Origin of the sequence: Jiella mangrovi (assembly GCF_017815135.1) — a bacterium.
Taxonomy (GTDB): Bacteria; Pseudomonadota; Alphaproteobacteria; order Rhizobiales; family Rhizobiaceae; genus Jiella; species Jiella mangrovi.
In genome coordinates this window covers 38142-61377 of the sequence record NZ_JAGJCF010000024.1, presented here as the reverse complement: position 1 = coordinate 61377, position 23236 = coordinate 38142, and the positions used below count along the sequence as shown (strand labels likewise).

Below are 23236 nucleotides of genomic sequence, written 5' to 3'. Positions count from 1 at the left end.
CTCTCTGTCCACCCGGCTTCAGTGGGAGCCGGACATCTCGTCGTTCTCGTCTTCGCCGGGCTCGCCGCCGTGTTTGCGGGCGGCCTTATCGGCCTTCAGCGAGGCGGCGATCAGCTCATCCGTCAGGATCAGGCGCGCCTCGCCGATCGCGTCGAAGGGAATTTCCACCGAGCTCGGCTCGCCATAGGCAGGCTGATCGCGCTCGATCCTGATTCCGTCGTCCGAGACGGCGACGATCTTGCCGCGAAACCGCTTGCGCTCATTCAAGAGCCGGCTCGTCTCCAGCTTCATCAGATAGCCGGCCCAGGCCTCGAAATCGCCCTTCCTGACCAAAGGCCGATCAATGCCGGGAGACGACACCTCAAGATGATACGCCCGATCGACGGGATCGGCGACGTCGAGCACAGGCGAAATCGCGCGTGACACCGCCTCGCAATCCTCGACCGTCATGGTTCCGTCCGGGCGCTCGGCCATGATCTGGACGGTCATGCCGTTCAGACCGGAAATCCTGACGCGCACGAGCCTGTACCCGGCCTGCTCGATCGCCGCTTCGACAACCCCGGCGATCTTGGCCTCGACGCCCTGTTCCTTGACGATGCGCATATCAGACAGGCTCACGCTCCCTTGTGTAACGATCGTCTCGATCCGCTCGACCGCTGCAATTTCGCAGGCGATCTCGAAGTCGGCGACCGGCGAATCCCGCCGGTACGTCATGGCAGGTCGCGATGATCGAGAGCCCGGCACTGCGGGCTGGTTACAGATCCACTCGCCCTCTGCCGTTCCGCCGTCCCGCCCGAAAGCTTCAGGCAGGCTGTTGCAGGTAACAAAAAAGAGCGGGACCGGAAGGACCCACTCTCACGACATCACCGCAGAGAATATGAGCGTCATATACCCCGCTTCGACACAAGCTTCAAGAGTGCGCGTTCGACGCCGCAGACCGAACCCAGGGTTTGCACGACGACTGCGGGCCACCAATGCCCCGGCATGAGGCAATGAATTGCGTAATATCGCGAGACGCCGCCAGGAATCAGCGCCCCGAACCGAACCCTCGCACAGACATCAGCAACTCAAGCGCAATTGGATGTTGTAAGTAAGACTGAACAAATACCCCGGCGCCAAGAAAAATAATCCGGACCGAACCTTACGGTCTTGTAATTTTCAGCCGCAGGTGGAATGATCTCGCCGGGGCCTAGATACGGCATAATTCGATGTTACTCCAGTTTCCCGGTCGGCTGGACCTCGTTCGCGAACGAGTCGGCCAAGCCTCTCTTCATCCGTCATCCTGGGCTTCGCTTCTCAGCACGATCGACGCCGTTTTGCCTGGCGTCGAGACGAGGCTGAGGCGTGTCGATCGCGATGTCGCGCGCCGAGGCCTTGAGGTGAATCGCGCCATCTCCGTCGCCACTCGCACGCGGATGCGCTATGCGGAAAACAGCTGGCAGGACGATTTCCACCCGCGCATGGAGCCCGGGTCGATCTTCCGCTTCGACGACGTCGATCACCCGGCCCGGCTTGAGCTGGTTTCGAACGACGAGACCGCGGGCGCCGGCCTCGTTCTGCATGACTGCGCGCAGCAGAGCTGGTGCCTGACAGTCACGGTTCCGCAAGACGTTCGCGACGCGTTCCTGCCGGCCGTCCTGACCCTGTTGCACAGGCTCGCGCCTGACCTCCTTTCGGCATTTCTGGTTTCCCATGCGATCGGCAGTCCGGACCAGCCGAACCGGGAGACCATCCAGAGCGCGTGGGACGAGATCGCCGACCCGGTGATCATGCTCGACGGCGATCTTATAGTCGGAGCGGCAAATGTCGCGGCCGACCACCTGATGAACGAAGCGCGCTTTTTCCGCCCGCGCTTCTTCAGCGATCATCTGTCTCTTGCCAGCCGGGACGATGCCAGCGCTTTGGAAACAGCCGTCAACCGGCTGCTGGGCAGTCGCCGGGAATCGGCCCGCGTCACCCTCGCCGGCCTTCGCAATTCCGGGCCTCTCGTGATCACGCTGAACAGGGCCGGCTCGCCGGAATGGCGGCGAAAATTTGTCTCCGAGCTTGCCTCGTCAAACACGGTCCTCGCCGTCTGTCGTGCGCCGAGCAAGGCCCGGGCGGACCGAGGCTGGATCAACTGAGACTGCGAAAGCGGTGCTTGCCGCCAGATAGGCTCGTCGGCCGACGAAGATTTCCCCCGGCTGCCGCGCGGACGACGATGTCGGCGCTCTTACCCCGCGCATGCCGCACTCTCTCATGTCCCAGCCCCGTACATGAGCCGACCCTGCGGCCGGCTTCATGCGGCTCTGGCTCGCGCGCGGGTCGGGCCGGCTGAAACCGGCTCGCCGGGGCTGACTGCCGGGGGCCGCCGGTATCTGTCAGCCGATCGATTTCAAAAGCTCGACCGCACGGCCGATCTCGTCGGCGTTGATCGTATGGCCCGGCTCCGGGTAGAGCACCGTCTCGACCTTTGCGCCGCGCCCCGCGAGATGGCGTTCGGTTTCCATGACACGCAGCGCCGGAATGAACGGATCGCTGCGACTGCATCCCATGAACACCCTGGTGCCGGACAGGCTCTCCGTCTCTTGGCGGCTCGCGACGTCCGGGCCGATCAGCCCACCCGAAAAGCCCAGCACCGCGGCGACGCTGCCGGCGTTTCGGGCGAGATATTCCAGCGAAAGACAGGCGCCCTGCGAGAACCCGGCAAGGACGACGCGCTCTCTTCCAAAGCCCTCCGCCTCCAGCAAGCGCAGAATTTCGTCGATCCGCGCCAAAGCGTTGGACAGATAGGGCTCGTTGGCCGCGAGAGGCTGGGTGAACTGGGAGGGATACCATGCCCCGCCCGGAGCATCCGGCGCGACATAGAAGATGTCGGGCAGGCCAAAGGCCTCCGACAGACCGATGATGTCGGCGGCGGATGCGCCGCGTCCATGGACCGCGATCACCGCGAGGCGTGCGTTCCGGGGATCGGCGCCGGCCGCCAGAAGACCGATCTCTGCAAGCGGCCCGGTAAGCGAGATGGTGGACATCGGAAAATCCTTGTCAAACGATGGTTGTGATCGCGATGACATTGCAGATATGGCCGTCACGGCCTCGGGCATTTTTCAGCCTTAGCAGTGACGGACCGTTTGCAGCGAGCACAATCGCGCCGGTCTCGGTGAAACCGCCGGCGCCGTACCGCCTCAGGCGAGCGGTTTCAGTCTGGCTTCGATCGCGTCGCGCTTGGGCTCCAGAAATGGTGGCAGCGACAGGTTCTCACCCAGCGCCTCGAGCGGCTCGTCGACGGCAAAGCCCGGACCGTCCGTCGCGATCTCGAACAGGATGCCGTTCGGCTCGCGGAAATAGAGCGAGCGGAAATAGTAGCGCTCGACCTCGCCGCTGGACGGCACCCGAAATTCCTTCACGCGCTTCGCCCACTCGGTCAACTCGGCGTTATCGTTCGTGCGGAATGCGACGTGGTGAACACCGCCGGCGCCCTGACCGGCCGGCGCGAGATGCGGCTCGACGGCGACGTGCAGCTCAGCTGCAGGACCACCCTCCCCCATCTCGAAGACGTGGACGGCAGCGCCCGCCTCCTCATACTGACGCACCTCTCTCATGTTCATGAACCTGGTCAGGACCGCTTCGGTCGGATCGAGAACCGGAACCGAAAGGACGATCGGGCCGAGGCCGCGGATCTGATGCTTCGCCGGAACGGTGCTCGCATCCCAGGGATTGGCCTCGCCGACACCGCCATCGTCGACGAGCCTGAGGCGCTGGCCTTCGAAATCTTCAAAATCGATGCTGTCCCGGCCGTCGAGGCTGCGGATCTCGCCGGCCGAAACGCCGCTTTCCTTCAACCGGCCGACCCAGAATTCGAGGCTCGCCCGCCCCGATACGCGAAGGCTCGTTCGCGCGATCGAATGGGTGCCGCGACGCTCGCGCGGAGCTGGCCAGTCGAAGAACGTCACGTCCGTGCCGGGCGAAGCCAGCCCGTCGGCATAGAACAGATGATAGGCGGAGGTATCGTCCTGGTTCACGGTCTTCTTCACGAGCCGAAGTCCCAGGATCCGGGTGTAGAAGTCGAGATTGCCCGGTGCGTCGGCGGTAATCGCGGTCAGATGGTGGATGCCGGTCAGTGTAAGGCTCATGGCTGCCTCCTTCGATTGTGCTGGCCCCAAGATAAGTCACCGGCGCCCCGCTGTGGCAGGGGCTGATTCGTGACGAATTGTCGTCGATTAGTGAACGGCCGTTATCGATTCAGGCGTCTGCCGTTTCGCCGCAGATATATCCGCAACCGCTCGAGCCGGCGGCAGTTAGTCTGAAGCAACCGATCAGGAGTGACATTGCCCATGGCGAAGACGGACGAGACCGCAGCCGGACCGATTGTCGTATGGATCCGCGATGATCTGCGGCTGGACGACAACCCCGCCCTCGCCCATGCCGCGGAGACCGGCCGGCCGGTCGTGCCGCTCTTCGTGCTCGACGAGGAATCGAAAGGCGTCCGCAGTCTCGGCGGCGCTCACAAATGGTGGCTGCATCATTCGCTTGAAGGATTTGCCCGCTCGCTGCGCGGCAAGGGCTCGCAGCTGACGATGAGGCGCGGCAAGGCGAAGGAACACGTCCTCGATGTGATCGAAGCGGTCGGTGCGACCGCGCTGTTCTTCAATCGGCGCTACGATCCGGCGTCGCGGTCAGTGGACGATGCCATCGAGGAAGCGCTCTCCGACGATGTCAGCGTCGAACGCTTCTCCGCGAACATCCTGCACGATCCGGAAAGCGTCGAGACGAAAACCGGCGGCTATTACAAGGTCTATACGCCGTTCTGGAAGAATGTTTCCGAGACCGGCTTTCGCGACCCGATCGACGCCCCGCGCGGCCTGAAACAGCCGGACGCGTTTCCCCGGTCGGACGATCTCGGCGACTGGGACCTCCTGCCGACGAAGCCGGACTGGTCCGGCGGGCTGGCCGAGTTCTTCACCCCGGGCGAAAAGGCCGGACAGGAGCGGCTCGAATATTTCTGCGACGATCTTCTCGCCGGCTATCACAATGGCCGCGAGCGGCCATTTGCCGACGAGACCTCGCGGCTTTCGCCGCATCTGCGGTGGGGGGAGATCTCGCCCTTCCGGGCCTGGGATACGGCAAACACCTATGCCTCGCGCCGAAAGTCGATTCCCGGCGATGCGATCCGGACCTTCCGCCAGGAACTCGTCTGGCGCGACTTCAACTATCACCTTCTCTACCACTTCGGCCGGCTGGAGACCGACAATTTCAACGATCGCTTCGACGGCTTCGAATGGCGCAATTCCAAAAAGGACCTTCAGGCCTGGCAGCGCGGCCTGACCGGCTATCCGATCGTCGATGCCGGCATGCGCCAGCTCTGGCAGACGGGCTGGATGCACAACCGGGTGCGGATGATCGTCGGATCGTTTCTGACCAAGGATCTCCTGATCGACTGGCGGGACGGGGAACGCTGGTTCTGGGACACGCTGGTCGATGGCGACATCGCCTCGAACACGGCGCAGTGGCAGTGGATCGGCGGCGCCGGCGCCGACGCCCAACCGTTCTTCCGGATCTTCAACCCAATCACCCAAAGCGAGAAGTTCGATCCGAAGGGCGACTACATCCGCACCTTCGTGCCCGAGCTGAAAGACCTTCCGTCAACGGCCATTCACGCGCCCTGGGAAGCGGACGAGAGCACCCTTGCCGAAGCCGGCGTGACGCTAGGGAAAACCTATCCCAAGCCCATCGTAGATCATGGCGAAGCACGTCAGCGGGCCCTCGACGCCTATGATAAGGTCAAAGGTTAGCACGCGTCTCTTCTTTCCGCCGAGCCGCTTGGCGGCGAGATTTCGTTCGAGTTCGCGGGCGAAAACGAAGACGAAGATGATCCCGAACAGACGAGCCACGGGATGCATCAGGGCAGCGCAAATCAGGGTGTCTGCCCGAAGCCAAGAGGCGCCGAAGGTTTCGGCCCTCTCGCCCGGACAATGAACCGGCTCGGCCGGAGCTGCACGCCTGTCGAGGGACAGCGGCATGGTCCGCGCGCAAGCTGCGTGAAAGCCAACGCCCGGTGAAAGCCATCGCCCGCATGTGCGGGCCATTCGGCCATCCGGCTGCAACCAGAGGCACCTTCGACCGGAAGCTGACGCCGCTTGGCGGCAGTTAGCTGCGACCCGATTTCAAACAAGGCCGTCCCGTTATGCGAGCCCCCGATATGGCTGCAATTTCAGTCTTCTCCGATTGAGCGAATTCGTGAGACCGCCGAACTTTCAGCCGCGAAGTCACCGAAAAATTTACCTCTATTTGTCAGGTTGCGAAAAGTGGTGAGCTCAGAGGGACATGGTTTCCATCCTCGCAAAGCGGTTTTTCTGGACGAGTATCCTCGGTGCGAGCGCCCTTATATGCTTCGTCGCCGTGAGCATCCTTGCGATCGGAAACGAGGCCGTGGGAAGGCTCGTCGAAGCCGAAATGCGCAGCCGCGGGCAGAATTTCGCAAATGTCCTGATGGGCCCGGGCGACTATATCGACGCGCTTCTCACCGGCATCGACCGGACACCGGGCTCCGAGGAAGTGCTGCGCAAGGTGGCCGATCTCTCGAGCATCGACGTCTACGCGATTTTCGATCGAAGCGGCCGGGAGGTGTTCCGTTCGCGTTCAGAGCGTTACGAATGGCTTCTGCGTGATCGGCCGGGCGGCGTCTCGACCGGCGACAAGCTTTCGCCCTCGGTCGTCTCGCAGAAAGGGTTCTGGCAGATCGTCCACGACGACGGCGAGACCAATCCCTCGGTGATCATGCCGCTGCTGCGCGACGGCCGCGCGATCGGATTCCTGTCGGTCGTCGCAGACATGATTTCCGAGCGGCACCATTACCAGACGACCCTGGCGCGCACATGCACGTTGCTGATCCTGATCATCCTGGCGGCGACCTGCGTTCCCTTCATGCTCTATCAGCTGCGCCGCAGAAAGATCGCCGAGGCCGATGCCCGCATTCGCTTCCTTGCCGATCACGATACGCTCACGCAGCTCCTCAACCGGCGCAGAATGCAGGAAGCCTGCGACCAGCTCCTGTTCAAGATCCGCGCCACGAGGGAAAGCGTCGCCTTTCTCTATCTCGATCTCGACGATCTGGCGGAGATCAACGACCGCTGTGGACAGGCGCAAGGCGACGAAATCCTGCGTCTGATCGCTCGGCGTCTTGCCTCATGCCTCGGCCCCGACGACCTCGTCGGGCGCATCGGACCGGACGACTTCGCCGTCGTCCGTCGACGCGTGGCCGACCACGCGGCGGTCCTTGCACTGGCCAGGCAAATGACCGAGGTGATCGGAGAGCCGATCGAGATCGACGGACAGGTTATCACCCCGCAGATCTCGATCGGCTGCGCATTGGCCCCCGAACATGGCCGCACCCATGCCGAACTCGTCAAACATGCCGAGATCGCCCATTTCCATCACAAGACCGACAAGCAGACCCCCCTCGTCTTCTTCGAACCCAAGATGGACGAGGCGATGCATCGCCGCCGGCTGATCGAGGCGCAGATCAAGCGCGCGATCGAAGGCGATGGCTTCGAGCTGTTCTATCAGCCGCTCGTCAAAGGTCGCGACGGCTCGCTCGTCGGCTTTGAGGCGCTCATTCGCCTGCGCGACGAAACGGGCGGGCTGATATCGCCCACCGAATTCATCCCCGTCGCGGAAGCCCGGGGATACATCAAGGCGATCGGCACCTGGGTCATCCGCGAAGCCACCCGCCAGATCGCGCAATGGCCAGAGCCGCTGTTCGTCTCCGTCAATCTGTCGGCCGTGCAGTTCGTCGACGGCGATCTCGTCGGCATCATCAGCGACGCCATGCGGGCGGCCGGCATCAGCGGAGAGCGGCTCGAGGTCGAGGTCGTCGAATCCCTCGTCCTCGAACGCTCGAAGGCGATCCTCGACCAGCTCTACGCGCTCAAGCAGCTCGGCATCTCGATCGACATGGATGATTTCGGAACGGGCTATTCGTCCCTCGGCTATCTCTGGCGCTTCCCCTTCGACAAGCTCAAGGTCGATCAGTCCTTCATGAAAGCGCTCGAAAACGGCGAGCCGAACGTGAAGGAGATCGTCGCGACCATCGTCTCGCTGGCCCATCAAATGAAGATGAAGGTGACGACTGAGGGCGTCGAGACGGAGGAACAGGCCCGGTTCCTCGCATCGCTCGGCTGCGACCAGCTGCAGGGCTTCTTCTTTGGCAAACCGCTGCCGGCGACGGAGACCGCCGAGACGTTTCTCGTCGGCTATCGCGGTGCCGACCGCTTCGGCAACCGCGCCAGAGACGAGGCCCGGACGCTGCGCATTGCCTGATCGGCGGCAGTGACGAAGATTCAGCTCCCTCCATTTTGGGCGCCGGAACGGCGGGGTTCGGCCGGGTTCGGCGCACACCTGACCGAACATTGCGCAATTCGATAAAATTAACTTTTCCTTATGATTTAATTTACAGAATTCGGTCTGGCAGTCAGGCTTTCCTGTCGGTCGAAGGGAGTTCGCGCCAATGCCGCCAGTGCAGTTTGCCGGTGCCGCCGCTTCGGCAGGGACAGCGACACCGTGTTCCATGCCAACGCAGCTCGTGGAGCGGGTCGTCGGTCGGCCAGGCCCGCCGCCGCAACTCCAGCCGATGTTCTGCCGCCTTCACCCGCACGGAGCCGGATCTCGCTGCGGAACGCGCCGAGGCGCGCGCTGCCACGGTGGATCATTTGCTAGGGCTCACCGAAACCGAGATCACCAAGCTGCGTCGCATCGCGCAGGCGCAGGAGCGCATGCTTTGGCGCTGCCCGGCTGGCGAGCGAAGCGCCCAAGCGGAAGGTGGCACATTGCGCTGCGATTTTCATGAATATCCGCCGTGTTGTTTCATCTCATAAGTCATGCGTTAATACTTTCTCACTTATTGTCAGCCAGACTTGGCCTGCAATGACGCGGAAGAGCGGTGTCGATATCATCCGATAGTCACGTTGCCTCGACGGCCATGCAAGACACCGGCACGGGCGGTCGGGACGAAGCCTTGCCATCGACCGTCCCGCTTGAGCGCCAGAAAATTCTGGTCGGCTCGCTGTTTTCCTCGCCGGCTTCGCTCATCATCTCGGACGCGGTCGGCATCATGGTGATGCTGATCTCATGGCTGTGGAGCGGCGAAAGCGCCTTCTGCGCTCTGGCCGTCGCGACCCTGGTCGTGCTTCTGGGGCGTTTGGCGACCCTCGCGCGCTATCGCCGCGACAGCCACAAGGACGAGCTCCGGCAGAGGCTTCGCCGATGGGACATCGAGTTCCAGATCGGCGCGACCCTGTTTGCCGGATTGCAGGGTCTCAGCTGTTTCCACGCGATCGCAGCAACGAACAATGTGGCCGTGCAGATCCTCAACGTGATCGCCGCCGTGGCGTTCGCGTCCGGCTCGGTGGCGCGCAACGCGGCCCGGCCCAAATACGTCATCGTTCAGGTGCTGTTTCTCTACATACCGCTGATGATGGCTCTGGAGCGTTCCGACCAGCCCTACTATCGGGGCCTCGCGCTCTTCATCATTCTTTGCATGGTGACGAACTTCGTCATCGTTCTGTCGCTGTACCGCAACCTCAGAGCTCTTGCCGACGCGACCTCGAGAGCCCGTTGCAGCGAGGCATCCTCACGCAAGCATGCCGAACAGGCAGATCTTGCGCTGCGCTCCATGTCCCATGGCCTCGTCTCCTTCGACAAGGCTCTGTCGCGCGAACTCCAGAACGATCGCCATGGCGAGCTTTACGGCGTCGGGAACGATGCAATCGTCCCCGATCTCGAGACGATGCTGGCCTGCGCGGTCAAATCCGGCCGTCTGTCGCCAAGCGACGCGATGCTGATCCGCCAGGACGCCAACCGGACGCTGAACCATCAGGCGACCACCGCCCGCGAGCTGAACATCCCCGGCGGCAAGACGTTTCTCGTGCATGTCGAGCCGACCGATGGGGGCGGCGTCCTGATGGTCACGCAGGACATTACCGAGAGCAAGCTGAACCAGCAGAAGATCGAGACCCTGGCACGGACCGACCCTCTCACCGGCATGGCGAACCGCCACGAGCTCGATCGCATACTGACCTCGATCGGCCCCGGCTTTCATGAGGGCATTGCTTCTGTTGCGATCCTCTATATCGACCTCGACGACTTCCAGACTATCAACGATTCTCTCGGTCATGCCGCCGGCGACAGCGTGCTAGTCGCCATTGCCGAGCGCATTCGCTCCTCGGTTCGCCTCTCCGATTTCCTGGCGCGCTTCGGCGGCGACGAGTTCGTCGCGATCATTCCCTCTGCGGACGCCGAGGAAAGCCTTGCGGCGGCCAACCGGATCATCGAGGCGCTGGCGCCTCCGATCGTCATCGGCGAACGCAAGTTCTCGATCAGCGCGAGCATCGGCATCGCCATCGGCCCGAGCCACGGCTGCGAGGGCGACGGTTTGATGACGGCCGCAGATCTGGCCCTTCACGAATCGAAGATTGCGGGCAAAGGCCGGGCCAGCCTCTTTTGCCCGGAAATGGCAGCTTCGTTCCGTCGTCGAACCGAACTCGATGGCGAAATGCGCGAAGGGATCGCGGCGGGGCAGTTCGAAGTCCATTACCAGCCGATCGTCGAGATCAAGTCGCAAAAGGTGGTCTCGGTCGAAGCCCTGGCTCGCTGGAAACACCCGGTAAAAGGACAGATCTCGCCGGCGGAGTTCATTCCGATCGCCGAACGCAGCGACCTGATCTGCGAGCTTGGCGAATGGGTTCTCTCGCGGGTTTGCGACGACATCGCGCAGCTTCCCGAAGACGTGTCGGTCTCGGTCAATGTCTCACCGGTGCAGTTCAGCAAGCCCGAGCGGCTGCTCGCTGCGATCCGCAAGATGGTCGAGGCCAATCGGTTTCCCGCCGAACGGATCGAGCTCGAACTCACCGAATCCGTTCTCGTCGACGACCCGGAACAGACGCTGCGGACCATGGCCGAGCTGCGGTCATTGGGACTGCGTTTCGCCCTCGACGATTTCGGCACCGGATATGCCTCGATCGGCTATCTGGCCACCTACTCCTTCGACAAGGTCAAGATCGACCGCAGTTTTGCAAGCGCCGCCCACAAGAGCGACGCGTCGCGCTCGGTCGTCGAACTCATCCAGCACCTTGCCGACCGCATCGGATTCATCGTCGTCGCCGAAGGCCTGGAAGAGGAAAGACAAGTCGAGGCAATCGCTGCGACCGGCATTGCGCTCGCCCAGGGATACTATTTCGGCAGGCCGCAGCCGATCGCCGGCCTCGTCCAGGGTTTGCGATCGTCAGCCGTGCGCTCAGTCGCCTGATCTCCCGGAAAATCGTCCGGGGACGAACACTGGCGGCGCTGGAAATGTTCCTTACGCAAATCTTAACGCAGTGATATGCACCAATCGCATACCAGAGCCGTATAATCGTCACTTCAGTTCACTCGCCCCGACACTTATCTTGCAAGTCAAGGGCAATTGAAATTGGAGTGACAACCATGCGCCACAAGAAAAGCCTTGCAGCAGGCGTTGCCGATTTCTTCGAGGACTTCCGGGCCGCCCGTCGCTGCGCCGTCGCGCTGGAATCGGGCAGCACGCCTCCCGAGGCAGCTCTTCGCAGGCTCGGTCTCGACGCGAAACTCTTCGAACGTCATCGCTGAGGCGACGCCGGAGCGCGACACCCGATCGATGCCGCTTCCGCCAACGGAGATGGGGGCTTCGATCCGAAAGACGACGGGCGACAGAAGCCGCCTGCCAAACCTCTTCTGAACAAACGGTCGGCGGTCTGGATTTTGCCGTTGCGAACAAGGCATTCGCAGGTGCAATATTCCTGTCATGGCGCAACCGCTCAACATCCTGCTTGTCGACGATAACGGCCTGCGAGCTTCGATCATTCAGGACGGGCTGCAGGATGCCGGCCACAGCAACGTCTCGATCGTCACGACAGTTGCCGGCCTCGTCAAGCGTATCGAGATGCTGAAACCCGACGTCATCGTCGTCGATCTCGAAAATCCCAATCGCGACCAGCTCGAACATTTCTTCCAGGTCTCGCGCGCGGTGAAGCGGCCGATGGCGATGTTCGTCGATCGCTCCGATACCGCCGAGATCGAGGCGGCGATCGAGGCTGGGGTCTCGGCCTATGTGGTCGACGGGCTGAAAAAGGAGCGGATCAAGCCGATCCTCGAAATGGCGATTTCGCGCTTCAACGCCGTCAACCGGCTGACGCGGGAGCTGGCCGAGGCGAAATCGGAACTTGCCGACCGCAAGGTCATCGACCGCGCCAAGGGCATCCTGATGAAGGCGAAGAACATCGACGAGGCGGCCGCCTATAAGCTTTTGCGCCGCACCGCGATGAACGAGAACCGCCGGATCGGCGAGGTCGCCGCGGGCCTCGTTTCCGCCTACACGCTTCTCGGAGACGAGTGATGGCCGCACCGAGCTTCATCCGCGCCGGCTACGTTCCGCTTCTCGACAGCGCCGTCCTGATCGTTGCCGCCCATATGGGCTTTGCCGAAGAGCGCGGCATCACCCTCTCCCTGCAGCGTGAGATGTCCTGGGCGACGATCCGCGACCGGATCGGCGTCGGCCAGTTCGACTGCGCCCATATGCTGGCACCAATGCCGATCGCCGCCAATCTCGGTCTCGGCCCCCTCCCCGTTCGGATGCTGGCGCCGATGGTGCTGGCACTCGGCGGCAATGGCGTCGTCGTGTCGAAAGCCGTCGCCGAACGCATGGATGCTGCCGGGCCGGCCGACTACGAGGCCGCGCCGGCCAGCGCCGGCCGCGCCTTCGCCGACGTCTTGCGCAAGCGGGCGGAGGCCGGCGAGCCGCCGCTCAGGCTGGCTGTCGTGCATCCCCATTCGAGCCACAACTACGATCTGAGATACTGGCTCGCCGTATCTGGCGTCGTCCCCGAGCGCGACGTCGAGATCACCGTCGTACCGCCGTCGCTGATGCCCGACGCCCTGGCGAGCGGCGGTATCGACGGATTTTGCGCGGGCGAGCCCTGGGGCACGATCGCCGTGAGGCAGAGCGCCGGGCGCATCGTCACCAGCCGGGCCGAGATCTGGCGGCGCGGGCCGGAGAAGGTTCTCGGCGTCACCCAAAGCTTTGCCAGTGATAATCCCGAGGCGCTGACCAGACTGATCCAGGCTCTCGCCGACGCCGCGGACTGGTGCGCGAACCTGGAAAATTTCGACAGCCTCGCAAAGCTTCTGGCCTCGCCCGACCGGCTTGGCGTCGATCCCGCCACGCTTCTGCCCGGCCTGACGGGCCGGCTCGAAACGGCGTCTGGCCGAACCCGCGAGATTCCCGATTTCATGGTGTTTTCCGGCCAAGGCGCGACACGGCCCGACCCGGAGCACGGCCGCTGGCTCTACCGCCAGATGGCCCGCTGGCGCGACGCCCCGCTCTCCGAGGCGGGCACGCGCATCGCCGGCGAGACCTTCGATCCCGCGCTATTCGACGCGGCCATGGGAAGCACGGGGGCGGAAGGCGCCGCCGTTGCGGGCGAGCGTCCGGCTGGCTTGTTCGACGCGAAAGGGTGAACGGCCGGGTGAGGCAAAGAAGCTCCGTTCGGTCCCCGATTTTGGGCGACCGGGAGCGGTGACCGGGATCTCTGCGGGCATTTTTTCCAAACCGGTTCCCTCTCAGTCAGCATGCTGCCATTCGGTGAACCCTTGCGCCTTGACCGTCGCTATCCGCTGGAGCCGGCCGTCTCGATCACGCCCGGCCGACCATTTGCTCATTGCACAATCACACTTCCTGCCCACCGCCTATCCAGACTGTCTATTTTCTAAGCATAACTGCTCGCCGCGCAAAAATCTTGCGAAAACCGCGCGTTCCGCGTTGCACCATTCCTTGAGCTGTTCTACACATTGATCCTGAGGCGATCGGAGATCGTCTGAATATCGGACGTCCAACGGCGGGCGTCATTGGCAAGGCTGCCGACACTTCTTCGTATCGCCAACGACTTCGTTTCGTGGCGCAGGGTGTCGGGCAGCCTTTTTCTTTTCCAGACATCGACCAGCCGGCGTTTCATTTACGCCAGGCAACGGGAAAGCTGTGACCATGACCCTGCTGACTGCCATCACCCGCCGTTTCTTTCTCGGCGCGACGCTCGCCGGCGCCGCCGTCACCGCCCTTCCGGCCAGCGCCGAGATGCTCATCCCGGAAAAGGACGAGCTGAAATTCGGCTTCATCAAGCTGACCGACATGGCGCCGCTCGCCATCGCCAAGGAGATGCACTTCTTCGAGGACGAGGGGCTCTACGTCACGCTGGAGCCCCAGGCGAACTGGAAGGTGCTGCTCGACCGGGTGATCACCGGCGAGCTCGACGGCGCCCACATGCTGGCCGGCCAGCCGCTCGCCGCGACCATCGGCTTCGGCACCAAGGCCCACATCGTCACCCCCTTCTCCATGGACCTCAACGGCAACGGGATCACCGTGTCGAACGCCGTCTGGGCGGAGATGAAGAAGCACATTCCCGAAAACGCCGAAGGCAAGCCGGAGCACCCGATCTCGGCGAGCGCGCTGAAGCCCGTCGTCGACCAGTACAAGGCGGCTGGCAAGCCGTTCAACATGGGCATGGTCTTCCCGGTCTCGACCCACAATTACGAGCTGCGCTACTGGCTCGCCGCCGGCGGGCTGAACCCAGGCTTCTACTCGCCGAGCGACACCTCCGGTCAGATCAAGGCCGACGTTCTCCTGTCGGTGACGCCGCCGCCGCAGATGCCGGCGACGCTGGAAGCCGGCACGATCCAGGGCTACTGCGTCGGCGAGCCGTGGAACCAGGCGGCCGTCTTCAAGGGCATCGGCGTGCCGGTCATCACCGACTACGAGATCTGGAAGGACAATCCGGAAAAGGTCTTCGGCCTGACCGCAAAGTTCGTCGAGGAAAACCCGCAGACCACCATCGCCCTCACCAAGGCGCTGATCCGCGCCGGCAAATGGCTCGACGAAAGCCCCGAAAACCGGGTCGAAGCGGTGAAGATCCTGTCGCGGCCGGAATATGTCGGCGCCGACGAGAAGGTCATCGCCAACTCGATGACCGGCACCTTCGAATATGAAAAGGGCGACACGCGCCCGGCGCCGGACTTCAACGTCTTTTTCAAGAAGTTCGCGACCTATCCCTACTATTCCGACGCCACCTGGTACCTCACGCAGATGCGCCGCTGGGGCCAGATCTCCGAGGAAAAGCCGGACGCGTGGTATGAAGAGACCGCCAAGAGCGTCTACCGGCCGGACATCTACAGACAGGCCGCCGCCTCGCTGATCGACGACGGCCTGATCGAGGCCTCCGATGTCCCCGAGACCGACGGCTACAAGCCGGCGACCGCCGAATTCATCGATGGCGTCGAATATGACGGCAGGAAGCCCAACGCCTATCTCGAAAAATTCCAGATCGGCCTGAAGGGCAAGGAAGACGTCGCAAGCCTTTCCAACTGAACCGACCCTCGGCCACCCGCCCGACAGCACCTTTCGCCGGGCGGGTCGCCAATCTGATGACGGCTTCGCCGATTGCGATCCTCCTTGAGGGCTGACCTGAAATGAGCACTGCTTCCGATTTCATGGGCCACGACTTGTCCGACGCCGAGCGCCGGGCCCTGAAGCGTGAAAAGCGCATGATGCGGATCACCCGCGCCACCGGGCCACTGACCGCCTTCGGCCTCGGCTGGTCGGTGCCGATCATGAAGATCGCCGCCGGCGACGATCCGCGCTCCAATCTGCGCGGCCTCTGGATGGGCCTTTGCGTGCCGCTGATCGGCATCATCGCCTTTCTCGGCCTTTGGGCGGCGCTCGCCCCCCAGGTGCAGACCTCGCTCGGCACCGTTCCCGGGCCCGTCGCGGTCTGGGGCCAGGTGGAATCGCTTTACGCCGACTACCAGCGCAGCTCCGCCGACAAGGCGGCGTTCTACGAGCGGCAGGACGCGCGCAATCAGAAGCTGATCGAGGCAGGCCATGCCGACCGGGTCAAGGTCCGCGACTATACCGGCGCGCCGACCTATCCCGAACAGATCCTGACCAGCCTGAAGACGGTGTTCCTCGGCTTCGTGCTGGCGACGGTCATCGCCGTGCCGCTGGGGATCGCCTGCGGCCTGTCGAAGACCGTCAACGGCGCGCTCAACCCGCTGATCCAGATCTTCAAGCCGGTCTCGCCGTTGGCCTGGCTGCCGATCGTCACGATGATCGTCTCGGCGCTCTACGTGAACGCCTCCGACGCCCTGCCGAAATCCATGGTCGTCTCGGCGATCACCGTGACCCTCTGCTCGCTCTGGCCGACACTGATCAACACCTCGCTGGGCGTCGCCTCGATCGACAAGGACCTCGTCAATGTCGGCAAGGTGCTGCAGCTGTCGACGACGAAGACCATCACCAAGCTGGTGCTGCCCTCTGCGATGCCGCTGATCTTCACCGGCCTCCGCCTCTCTCTCGGTGTCGGCTGGATGGTGCTGATCGCCGCCGAGATGCTCGCCCAGAATCCCGGTCTCGGCAAGTTCGTCTGGGACGAGTTCCAGAACGGCTCGTCGGATTCGCTTGCCCGCATCATCGTCGCGGTCATCACCATCGGCATCGTCGGCTTTATCCTCGACCGGATCATGGCCGCGCTCCAGTCCGCCTTCACCTTCTCCGGCACGCGGTGATGGAGAGCCAGGCCATGACGCATCCGATCATCGAACTGAAATCCGTCTCCAGGAGCTATGGCGAGGGCAAGGCCCGGGCCGAAATTCTGAAAGACCTCGATCTCACCGTCGAGGAAGGCGAGTTCGTCGCCATTGTCGGCTTTTCGGGCTCCGGCAAGACGACGCTGATGTCGCTGCTCGCCGGTCTGATCGCGGCCGATAGCGGCGAGGTCCTGATGAAGGGCAAGCCGATCACCGGCCCGGGGCCCGAGCGAGGCCTCGTCTTCCAGTCCTATTCGCTGATGCCCTGGCTGACCGTGCGCGGCAATGTCGCCCTCGCCGTCGATACGGTGTTCGCCAGGGAGCCGAAGGCTGCCCGCAACGCCCGGATCGACAGATATATCGAGATGGTCGGCCTCTCCCATGCCGAGGGCCGCAAACCGGCGGAGCTTTCCGGCGGCATGCGCCAGCGCGTCTCGGTGGCGCGGGCCTTGGCCATGAGCCCGGAGATCCTCCTCCTCGACGAGCCGCTCTCGGCCCTCGACGCTTTGACGCGAGCCAAGCTCCAGGACGAATTCGCGGCGATCAGCCAGATCGAGAAGAAGACGATCGTCCTCATCACCAACGATGTTGACGAGGCGATCCTGCTCGCCGACCGGATCATCCCGCTGAACCCCGGCCCGCGCGCTTCGCTCGGACCTTCCTTCACCGTCGATCTGCCGCGGCCGCGCGACCGCACGGCGATGAACACGAACGACACCTTCAAGCGCCTGCGCCGGGACGTCACCCACTATCTGATGGAACAGGGCAGGCATGCGAGCGCCGAGGCCGGCGACGCCGTCGCCCTGCCCAATGTCGTGCCGATCGTTCCGGGCATGAAGAAGGGCCCGGCGCCGGACCTTCCCAAGGCCTATCTCGACGCGTCCCAATCGCCGATCTCGCGCGGCTTCGTCGAGTTCTTCGAGGTCAAGAAGGTCTATCCGACGCCGAAGGGCCCGCTCACCGTCGTCGACGGCTTCGACATGAAGATGGAAAAGGGCGAGTTCATCACCCTGATCGGCCATTCGGGCTGCGGCAAGTCGACCGTCCTTTCCATGGCGGCCGGCCTCACCGACATTTCCTCGGGCGGCATCGTCCTCGATGGCCGCGAAGTCTCCGGCGCCGGCCCCGACCGGGCCGTGGTGTTCCAGGCGCCGTCGCTGATGCCCTGGCTGACGGCCCGCGAGAACGTCGCGCTGGGCGTCGACCGGGTCTATCCGAACGCCGCGCCCGCCGAGCGCCGCGATGTCGTCGAGCACTATCTCCACCGGGTCGGCCTCGCAGACGCGATGCACCGCAAGGCGGCGGACCTTTCCAACGGCATGAAGCAGCGCGTCGGCATCGCCCGCGCCTTTGCCCTGTCGCCGAAGCTCCTCCTCCTCGACGAGCCCTTCGGCATGCTGGATTCGCTCACCCGTTGGGAGCTTCAGGACGTTCTGATGGACGTGTGGAAGCGCACCCAGGTCACCGCGATCTGCGTCACTCACGACGTCGACGAGGCGATCCTGCTCGCCGACCGGGTGGTGATGATGACCAACGGTCCAATGGCGAAGATCGGCAAGATCATGAAGGTCGATCTGCCCCGCCCGCGCAGCCGCAAGGCGCTGATGGAGCACCCGGACTACTACCTCTATCGCGAGCAGCTGCTCGGCTTCCTCGAAGAATACGAGGGCGGCGCCCATCCGGCGGAACCCGCGACCCCGGCGGAGTCAGAGACAGGTGCCGACGCGCGGCCCAAGGCGGAGGCAGCCTGATGGCGACGCCCGAAGCCACGGTCTCGCTGCGCAGAGACGCCTATTCAGCGGCCTGTTTCCGGGTGATGACCTCCCGCAACGCTTCGTTGAGGCGGCGCTGCCAATCCTCGCCGAATTCGCGCGTGAAGTGGTCGGCGACGTCGAATTCGATCTCCGCCATGAAGAACCGCCGCGGCGGCGACGAACCGACCGGCTCGAAGAAGGACGGCGGCATGACCTCGCGGGCCGGGCGCATGCGGGCCCAGTCCTCGTCGGTCAGCGGCGGATTGTCGGGATCGGACAGCGCGGCCGTGGTAATGGCGGCGTCTTCTTCAGGTGTCGGACGGATCAGCTTTGGTCTCGCTTTCATAGCGCAGCACCTCTCGATCATTCGCTTTTCTGAGATTTACTCCGCAGCCTCGTCTTTACGTTCCATCGCCTCCCGCAGGACGTCACGCATCGCCTCTTCCCAGTCGGGACCGAACTTTTCCTTGAAATGCGAAACGACTGCGTCGGGTACGAAAACCGCCTTCGTCCCGGTCAGCTTTTCGAACAACTCGCGCGGCATCGCGTCACGCGCCGGGCGCATGCGGTCCATCTGCTCGTCGGTGAGCGGTGGATTGTCGGGATCGGAGAGCGCCGCGGCGGTGATGGCGGCGTCTTCCTCAGGGGTCGGTCGGATCAGGGGACGTCTTCTTTTCATAGCGCAAGACCTCGCGATCATTTGCCTTTCGCAAACTTATAACCCGCACGACGTCGCCTCGATAGGTGAAGATCATGACGTAGAGGCGGTCCTCAATCTCGGCCCGCGCCATCAGCCGGACCTCGCCGTAGTCACGGCGATCGTCGACCTCGATGTCTGCCGCATCAAGATCGATCTGCCGCGCCAGCGTGAAATCCACGCCGTGCTTGGCGACATTGGCGGCGCGCTTCGTCTCGTCCCAGTCGAATTCAACCATCCCGCACCCGCACGGCGCTTTCGTAATTCCACCTTACGGCGAAGCGCTGCCAGCCGCAAACCACGCGCGATCGGCACCGCCGGCGAGCGAGTATCCCAGAACGCGAGGAACGCTGCATGAGCGCGCTGGCCGCTGATATCCCCACCGCAACCTTCGTCGAGGTCACCGAAGTCTGGGTGCCGAAGGACGGCCGGCTGGTCTGGTCGAGCGGCAATTACGGCGCGCTCGACGATTTTGCCGCCGCCTCCGAGAAGCAGAGCTTTGCGAAGGGCGAGGGCTTGCCCGGCAAAGCCTGGGAAGAAGCGCGGCCGGTCGTACTGAAGGGTTTCGACGGCTCCTATTTCCTGCGAGCCGAGGCCGCCCGAAAGGCCGGGCTGACCAGCGCCGTCGCCATGCCGATCTTCGCCGGCAGTGATCTCAAGGCGGTTGTCGTCGTCCTTTGCGCCGACGATGCGGTGCGCACCGGCGCGATCGAGGTCTGGCACGAGGAGGCCGGCGTCCTGATGCTGGACGACGGCTATTATGGCGCCGCCAGGCACTTCGAATGGGTGTCGCAGCACACGCATTTTCCCCGCGGACAGGGACTGCCTGGCGGTGTCTGGGCGGCCAACGCGCCGATGCTGATGCGCGATCTCGGCTCCGGCTATCGCTTCATCCGCGCAGACAGCGCCGGCAAGGCGGGGCTGACCACCGGCCTCGGCCTGCCGATCGCCGTGCCGGGCGGCAAGACCTTCGTGCTGACGCTGCTCTCGGCGCGCGGCACACCGATCGCCCACCGGTTCGAACTGTGGAAGACCCGCAGCGCCGGCCCCGACGGCGCGAAGGAGGCCGTGCTCACCGACGGCATCTGCCAGCGGCAGGGACCGCTCTGGGACGACGAGACCGAAACCACCGTCGCCGCCTGGCAGGGGCCGATCGGCCAGGTGCTCGGCTCCGGCATCCCCCTCGTGAAGTTCGACAGCGCAGCCCAGACCGCCGGCTACGCCTCGATGGTCGCCGTTCCGATCTATCGCGACGGGGCCGTCGCCCACATCGTCGCTTGGTATTACTGAAAGGAAGCCCCATGCAGAAACTGGTCGTCATCGGCGCCGGCATGGCATCGGGCCGGGTGCTCGAAAACCTCTTCGAGACCGATCCGCAAGCCTATGAGGTCACGCTGTTCAACGCCGAACCGCGCGGCAACTACAATCGCATCATGCTCTCGCCCGTCCTTTCCGGCGAGAAAAGCTTCGACGAGATCGTCACCCACAATGAAGGCTGGTACGCCGGCTACAAGGTCGCCTGCCGCTTCGGCGAAAAGGTCGTCTCGATCGATCGTGCCCGCAAGGTCGTCGTCGGCGAGAACGGCGAGGCGCCCTATGACAAGCTGATCATCGCGACGGGATCGGTGCCCTTCATCGTGCCCGTCGAGGGCCGCGATCTTGAAGGCGTCATCACCTACCGCGATCTCGACGACACCAATGTGATGATCGAGGCCTCGGCGACGCAAGGCGCCAAGGCGGTCGTCATCGGCGGCGGGCTGCTCGGCCTCGAAGCCGCAGCCGGTCTTCGACTCCGGGGTATGGAGGTCACCGTCCTTCATCTGTCGGGCCATCTGATGGATCGCCAGCTCGACGAGGCGGCGGGCTATCTTCTGAAGCGGGATCTGGAAAAGCGCGGCATCGCCGTGATGACAAAGGCCTCGACGCAGAAGATCCTCGGCACCGAGCGCGTCGAGGGCGTGGAGCTCGCCGACGGCACGGTGCTTCCGGCCGATCTCGTGGTCATGGCGGTGGGTATTCGTCCGTCCGCGGAAATCGCCAAAGCGGCGGGGCTCGCGGTCAACCGCGCCATCGTCGTCGACGCCCAGCTGCGCACGTCCGATCCCGACATCTACGCCGTCGGCGAATGCACCGAGTTCAACGGCATGCTCTTCGGCCTCGTCGCCCCGCTTTACGATCAGGCCAAGGTGCTGGCGAAGGTTCTCATGGGAGAAGCGGACAGTTTCGCCGTCAAGGAGCTTTCGACCAAGCTGAAAGTCACCGGCTGTGACCTCTTTTCGGCAGGCGACTTCGCCGCCGGCGAGGGCCGCGAGGAGATCGTCCTGCGCGATCCGTCCCACGGCGTCTACCGCCGCCTCGTCATCGAGAACGACCGGCTGGTCGGCGCGGTGATGTATGGCGACACCGGCGACGCAAACTGGTTTTTCGACCTGATCCGCGACGGGTCCTCGGTCGCAGCCATGCGCGATACCTTGATCTTCGGCCAGTCCTATCAGGGGGGATCGCCGCTGGACCCTATGGCGGCCGTTGCAGCCTTGCCGGATGACGCGGAGATCTGCGGCTGCAACGGCGTGTGCAAATCGAAGATCACCGGCACGATCACGGCGAAGGGCCTGACCTCGCTCGACGAGGTGCGCGCCCACACCAAGGCCTCGTCCTCCTGCGGCACCTGCACCGGGCTCGTCGAACAGCTGATGGCCTTGACGCTGGGGGCCTCGTTCAACCCCCAGGCGGTCAAGCCGATGTGCGGCTGCACCGATCTCGGCCATGCGGACGTGCGCCGTCTGATCGTCGCCAAGGAGCTGAAGTCGATCCCCGAGGTCATGCAGGAGCTCGAATGGAAGACCTCCTGCGGCTGCGCCAAGTGCCGCCCGGCGCTGAACTACTATCTCATCGCCGACTGGCCCGGCGAATATCGCGACGACGAGCAGTCGCGCTTCATCAACGAGCGCGTCCACGCCAACATCCAGAAGGACGGCACCTATTCCGTCGTGCCGCGCATGTGGGGCGGCATGACCTCGGCGAGCGAGCTGCGGGCGATCGCCGACGTCGTCGACAAGTTCAACATCCCCTCCGTCAAATGCACCGGCGGCCAGCGCATCGACATGCTGGGCGTCAAGAAGGAGGATCTGCCCGCCGTCTGGGCCGATCTCAACGCCGCCGGCATGGTCTCGGGCGCCGCCTACGGCAAGGCGCTCCGAACGGTGAAGACCTGCGTCGGAACCGACTGGTGCCGGTTCGGCACGCAGGACTCCACCGGCCTCGGCATGCGCATCGAGAAGTTCATGTGGGGCTCTTGGACCCCCGCCAAGGTCAAGATGGCGGTCTCGGGTTGCCCGCGCAACTGCGCCGAAGCGACCTGCAAGGATGTCGGCGTCATCTGCACCGACGCCGGCTACGAGATCCACTTTGCCGGCGCAGCGGGCCTCGACATCAAGGGAACAGAGGTGCTGACGCAGGTGCGAACGGAGGAGGAGGCGATCGAGATGATCGTTGCCCTCGTCCAGCTCTATCGCGAGCAGGGCCACTATCTCGAGCGCATCTACAAATGGCTGAGACGGGTCGGCATGGAGTCGATCAAGGCCGCCGTCGTCGAGGATGCCGCAAAGCGCCGCCACTATTTCGATCGCTTCGTCAAAAGCCAGGAGACCGCCCAGCGCGATCCCTGGGCGGATCGCGCAACGGGCGGCGTGGCCTCCCACGAGTTCAAGCCGATGGCCGAGATCGGCTTCAAGGAGGCGGCGGAATGAGCAAGGCGTGGCATCCGATCGGCCAACTCACCGACATCCCGAAGCGTGGCTCGCGCTGCGTCGCGACGCCCTTCGGGCGGATCGCGGTGTTCCGCACCGCCGAAGACCACGTCTTCGCCACCGAGGATCGCTGCCCCCACAAGGGCGGGCCGCTCAGCCAAGGAATCGTCCACGACGCCTCGGTCACCTGTCCGCTCCACAATGCGGTGATCTCGCTGGAAACCGGCGAGATGCAGGGCCCGGACGAAGGCCGGGTGCGGACCTACGCCATCCGCCTCGATCCGCTGACGGGAGCGATCGACCTGTCTCTGGCCGAGGCGGCAGCCGACATGACGCAAGCCGCCGAATAGCAGGCAGAGCCCGCTGATCGCGGGCAACTCGGCACACCGGATAGCGGATGCGCCGTGACGGGA

At 64.0% G+C, this 23236-nt stretch carries 19 protein-coding genes; 13 read left to right on the top strand and 6 right to left on the bottom strand.

What is annotated here, in order from left to right; all coding sequences use genetic code 11:
- Window positions 1–18: 18 nt before the first annotated feature.
- A complete protein-coding gene (gene rimP, locus J6595_RS21100) occupies window positions 19–603 on the bottom strand; it encodes a ribosome maturation factor RimP (protein WP_245199001.1) in 585 nt (194 codons plus the stop codon).
- 776 nt (window positions 604–1379) lie between these two features.
- On the opposite strand from rimP, the gene J6595_RS21095 reads away from it, so the two are divergent.
- A complete protein-coding gene (locus tag J6595_RS21095) occupies window positions 1380–2123 on the top strand; it encodes a hypothetical protein (RefSeq protein ID WP_209597469.1) in 744 nt (247 codons plus the stop codon).
- A gap of 237 nt (window positions 2124–2360) precedes the next feature.
- On the opposite strand, the gene J6595_RS21090 is transcribed toward J6595_RS21095, so the two are convergent.
- Window positions 2361–3011 (bottom strand): alpha/beta hydrolase, encoded by a 651-nt coding sequence (locus J6595_RS21090; RefSeq protein WP_209597467.1) that lies wholly within the window; start codon window positions 3009–3011, stop codon window positions 2361–2363.
- A 153-nt stretch (window positions 3012–3164) separates the two neighbouring features.
- Window positions 3165–4112 carry a ring-cleaving dioxygenase gene (locus tag J6595_RS21085; RefSeq protein ID WP_209597465.1) on the bottom strand — a complete coding sequence of 316 codons (948 nt, stop codon included), beginning with the start codon at window positions 4110–4112 and terminating at the stop codon, window positions 3165–3167.
- A gap of 201 nt (window positions 4113–4313) precedes the next feature.
- Here J6595_RS21085 and J6595_RS21080 point away from each other — a divergent pair, with 201 nt between their 5' ends.
- From J6595_RS21080 to J6595_RS21040, 9 genes are all read left to right on the top strand, one after another.
- Window positions 4314–5771 carry a cryptochrome/photolyase family protein gene (locus J6595_RS21080; protein ID WP_209597463.1) on the top strand — a complete coding sequence of 486 codons (1458 nt, stop codon included), beginning with the start codon at window positions 4314–4316 and terminating at the stop codon, window positions 5769–5771.
- Between the two features lie 532 nt (window positions 5772–6303).
- Window positions 6304–8298 (top strand): putative bifunctional diguanylate cyclase/phosphodiesterase, encoded by a 1995-nt coding sequence (locus J6595_RS21075; protein WP_245198998.1) that lies wholly within the window; start codon window positions 6304–6306, stop codon window positions 8296–8298.
- A 694-nt stretch (window positions 8299–8992) separates the two neighbouring features.
- Window positions 8993–11281, top strand: coding sequence for a putative bifunctional diguanylate cyclase/phosphodiesterase (locus tag J6595_RS21070; RefSeq protein WP_209597462.1), 2289 nt, complete (start codon window positions 8993–8995; stop codon window positions 11279–11281).
- 176 nt (window positions 11282–11457) lie between these two features.
- On the top strand, window positions 11458–11619 hold the full coding sequence (locus tag J6595_RS21065) for a hypothetical protein (RefSeq protein WP_209597460.1): 162 nt from the start codon (window positions 11458–11460) through the stop codon (window positions 11617–11619).
- Window positions 11620–11794: 175 nt separating this feature from the next.
- Entirely contained in the window at window positions 11795–12385 is a 591-nt protein-coding gene (locus J6595_RS21060; protein ID WP_209597458.1) for an ANTAR domain-containing response regulator, read from the top strand.
- The gene (locus J6595_RS21055; protein WP_209597456.1) at window positions 12385–13506 is read left to right on the top strand and encodes a CmpA/NrtA family ABC transporter substrate-binding protein; all 1122 of its coding nucleotides are present in this window, start codon (window positions 12385–12387) and stop codon (window positions 13504–13506) included. Before J6595_RS21060 ends, J6595_RS21055 begins: the two co-directional genes overlap by 1 nt.
- Before the next feature lie 523 nt (window positions 13507–14029).
- A complete protein-coding gene (locus tag J6595_RS21050) occupies window positions 14030–15406 on the top strand; it encodes a CmpA/NrtA family ABC transporter substrate-binding protein (protein ID WP_209597454.1) in 1377 nt (458 codons plus the stop codon).
- A 101-nt stretch (window positions 15407–15507) separates the two neighbouring features.
- Window positions 15508–16602, top strand: coding sequence for an ABC transporter permease (locus tag J6595_RS21045; RefSeq protein ID WP_209597452.1), 1095 nt, complete (start codon window positions 15508–15510; stop codon window positions 16600–16602).
- A gap of 14 nt (window positions 16603–16616) precedes the next feature.
- Window positions 16617–18374 carry an ABC transporter ATP-binding protein gene (locus tag J6595_RS21040; protein WP_209597450.1) on the top strand — a complete coding sequence of 586 codons (1758 nt, stop codon included), beginning with the start codon at window positions 16617–16619 and terminating at the stop codon, window positions 18372–18374.
- A gap of 40 nt (window positions 18375–18414) precedes the next feature.
- On the opposite strand, the gene J6595_RS21035 is transcribed toward J6595_RS21040, so the two are convergent.
- The 3 genes from J6595_RS21035 to J6595_RS21025 are packed head-to-tail and all read right to left on the bottom strand — an operon-like array spanning window position 18415 to window position 19312.
- Window positions 18415–18723 (bottom strand): BrnA antitoxin family protein, encoded by a 309-nt coding sequence (locus J6595_RS21035; protein WP_209597448.1) that lies wholly within the window; start codon window positions 18721–18723, stop codon window positions 18415–18417.
- Window positions 18724–18759: 36 nt separating this feature from the next.
- Window positions 18760–19056 (bottom strand): hypothetical protein, encoded by a 297-nt coding sequence (locus J6595_RS21030; protein ID WP_209597446.1) that lies wholly within the window; start codon window positions 19054–19056, stop codon window positions 18760–18762.
- Window positions 19019–19312: a BrnT family toxin gene (locus J6595_RS21025; protein WP_209597444.1), complete on the bottom strand. Its 294-nt coding sequence runs from the start codon at window positions 19310–19312 to the stop codon at window positions 19019–19021. Before J6595_RS21025 ends, J6595_RS21030 begins: the two co-directional genes overlap by 38 nt.
- Window positions 19313–19428: 116 nt before the next feature.
- Between J6595_RS21025 and J6595_RS21020 the strand changes: the two genes are divergently transcribed.
- The 3 genes from J6595_RS21020 to nirD are packed head-to-tail and all read left to right on the top strand — an operon-like array spanning window position 19429 to window position 23173.
- Complete coding sequence (locus J6595_RS21020; protein WP_209597442.1) at window positions 19429–20364, top strand: GAF domain-containing protein; 936 nt, start codon at window positions 19429–19431, stop codon at window positions 20362–20364.
- 11 nt (window positions 20365–20375) lie between these two features.
- Window positions 20376–22823: a nitrite reductase large subunit NirB gene (gene nirB, locus J6595_RS21015; RefSeq protein ID WP_209597440.1), complete on the top strand. Its 2448-nt coding sequence runs from the start codon at window positions 20376–20378 to the stop codon at window positions 22821–22823.
- Complete coding sequence (gene nirD, locus J6595_RS21010) at window positions 22820–23173, top strand: nitrite reductase small subunit NirD (protein WP_209597439.1); 354 nt, start codon at window positions 22820–22822, stop codon at window positions 23171–23173. Before nirB ends, nirD begins: the two co-directional genes overlap by 4 nt.
- Window positions 23174–23236 lie beyond the last annotated feature (63 nt).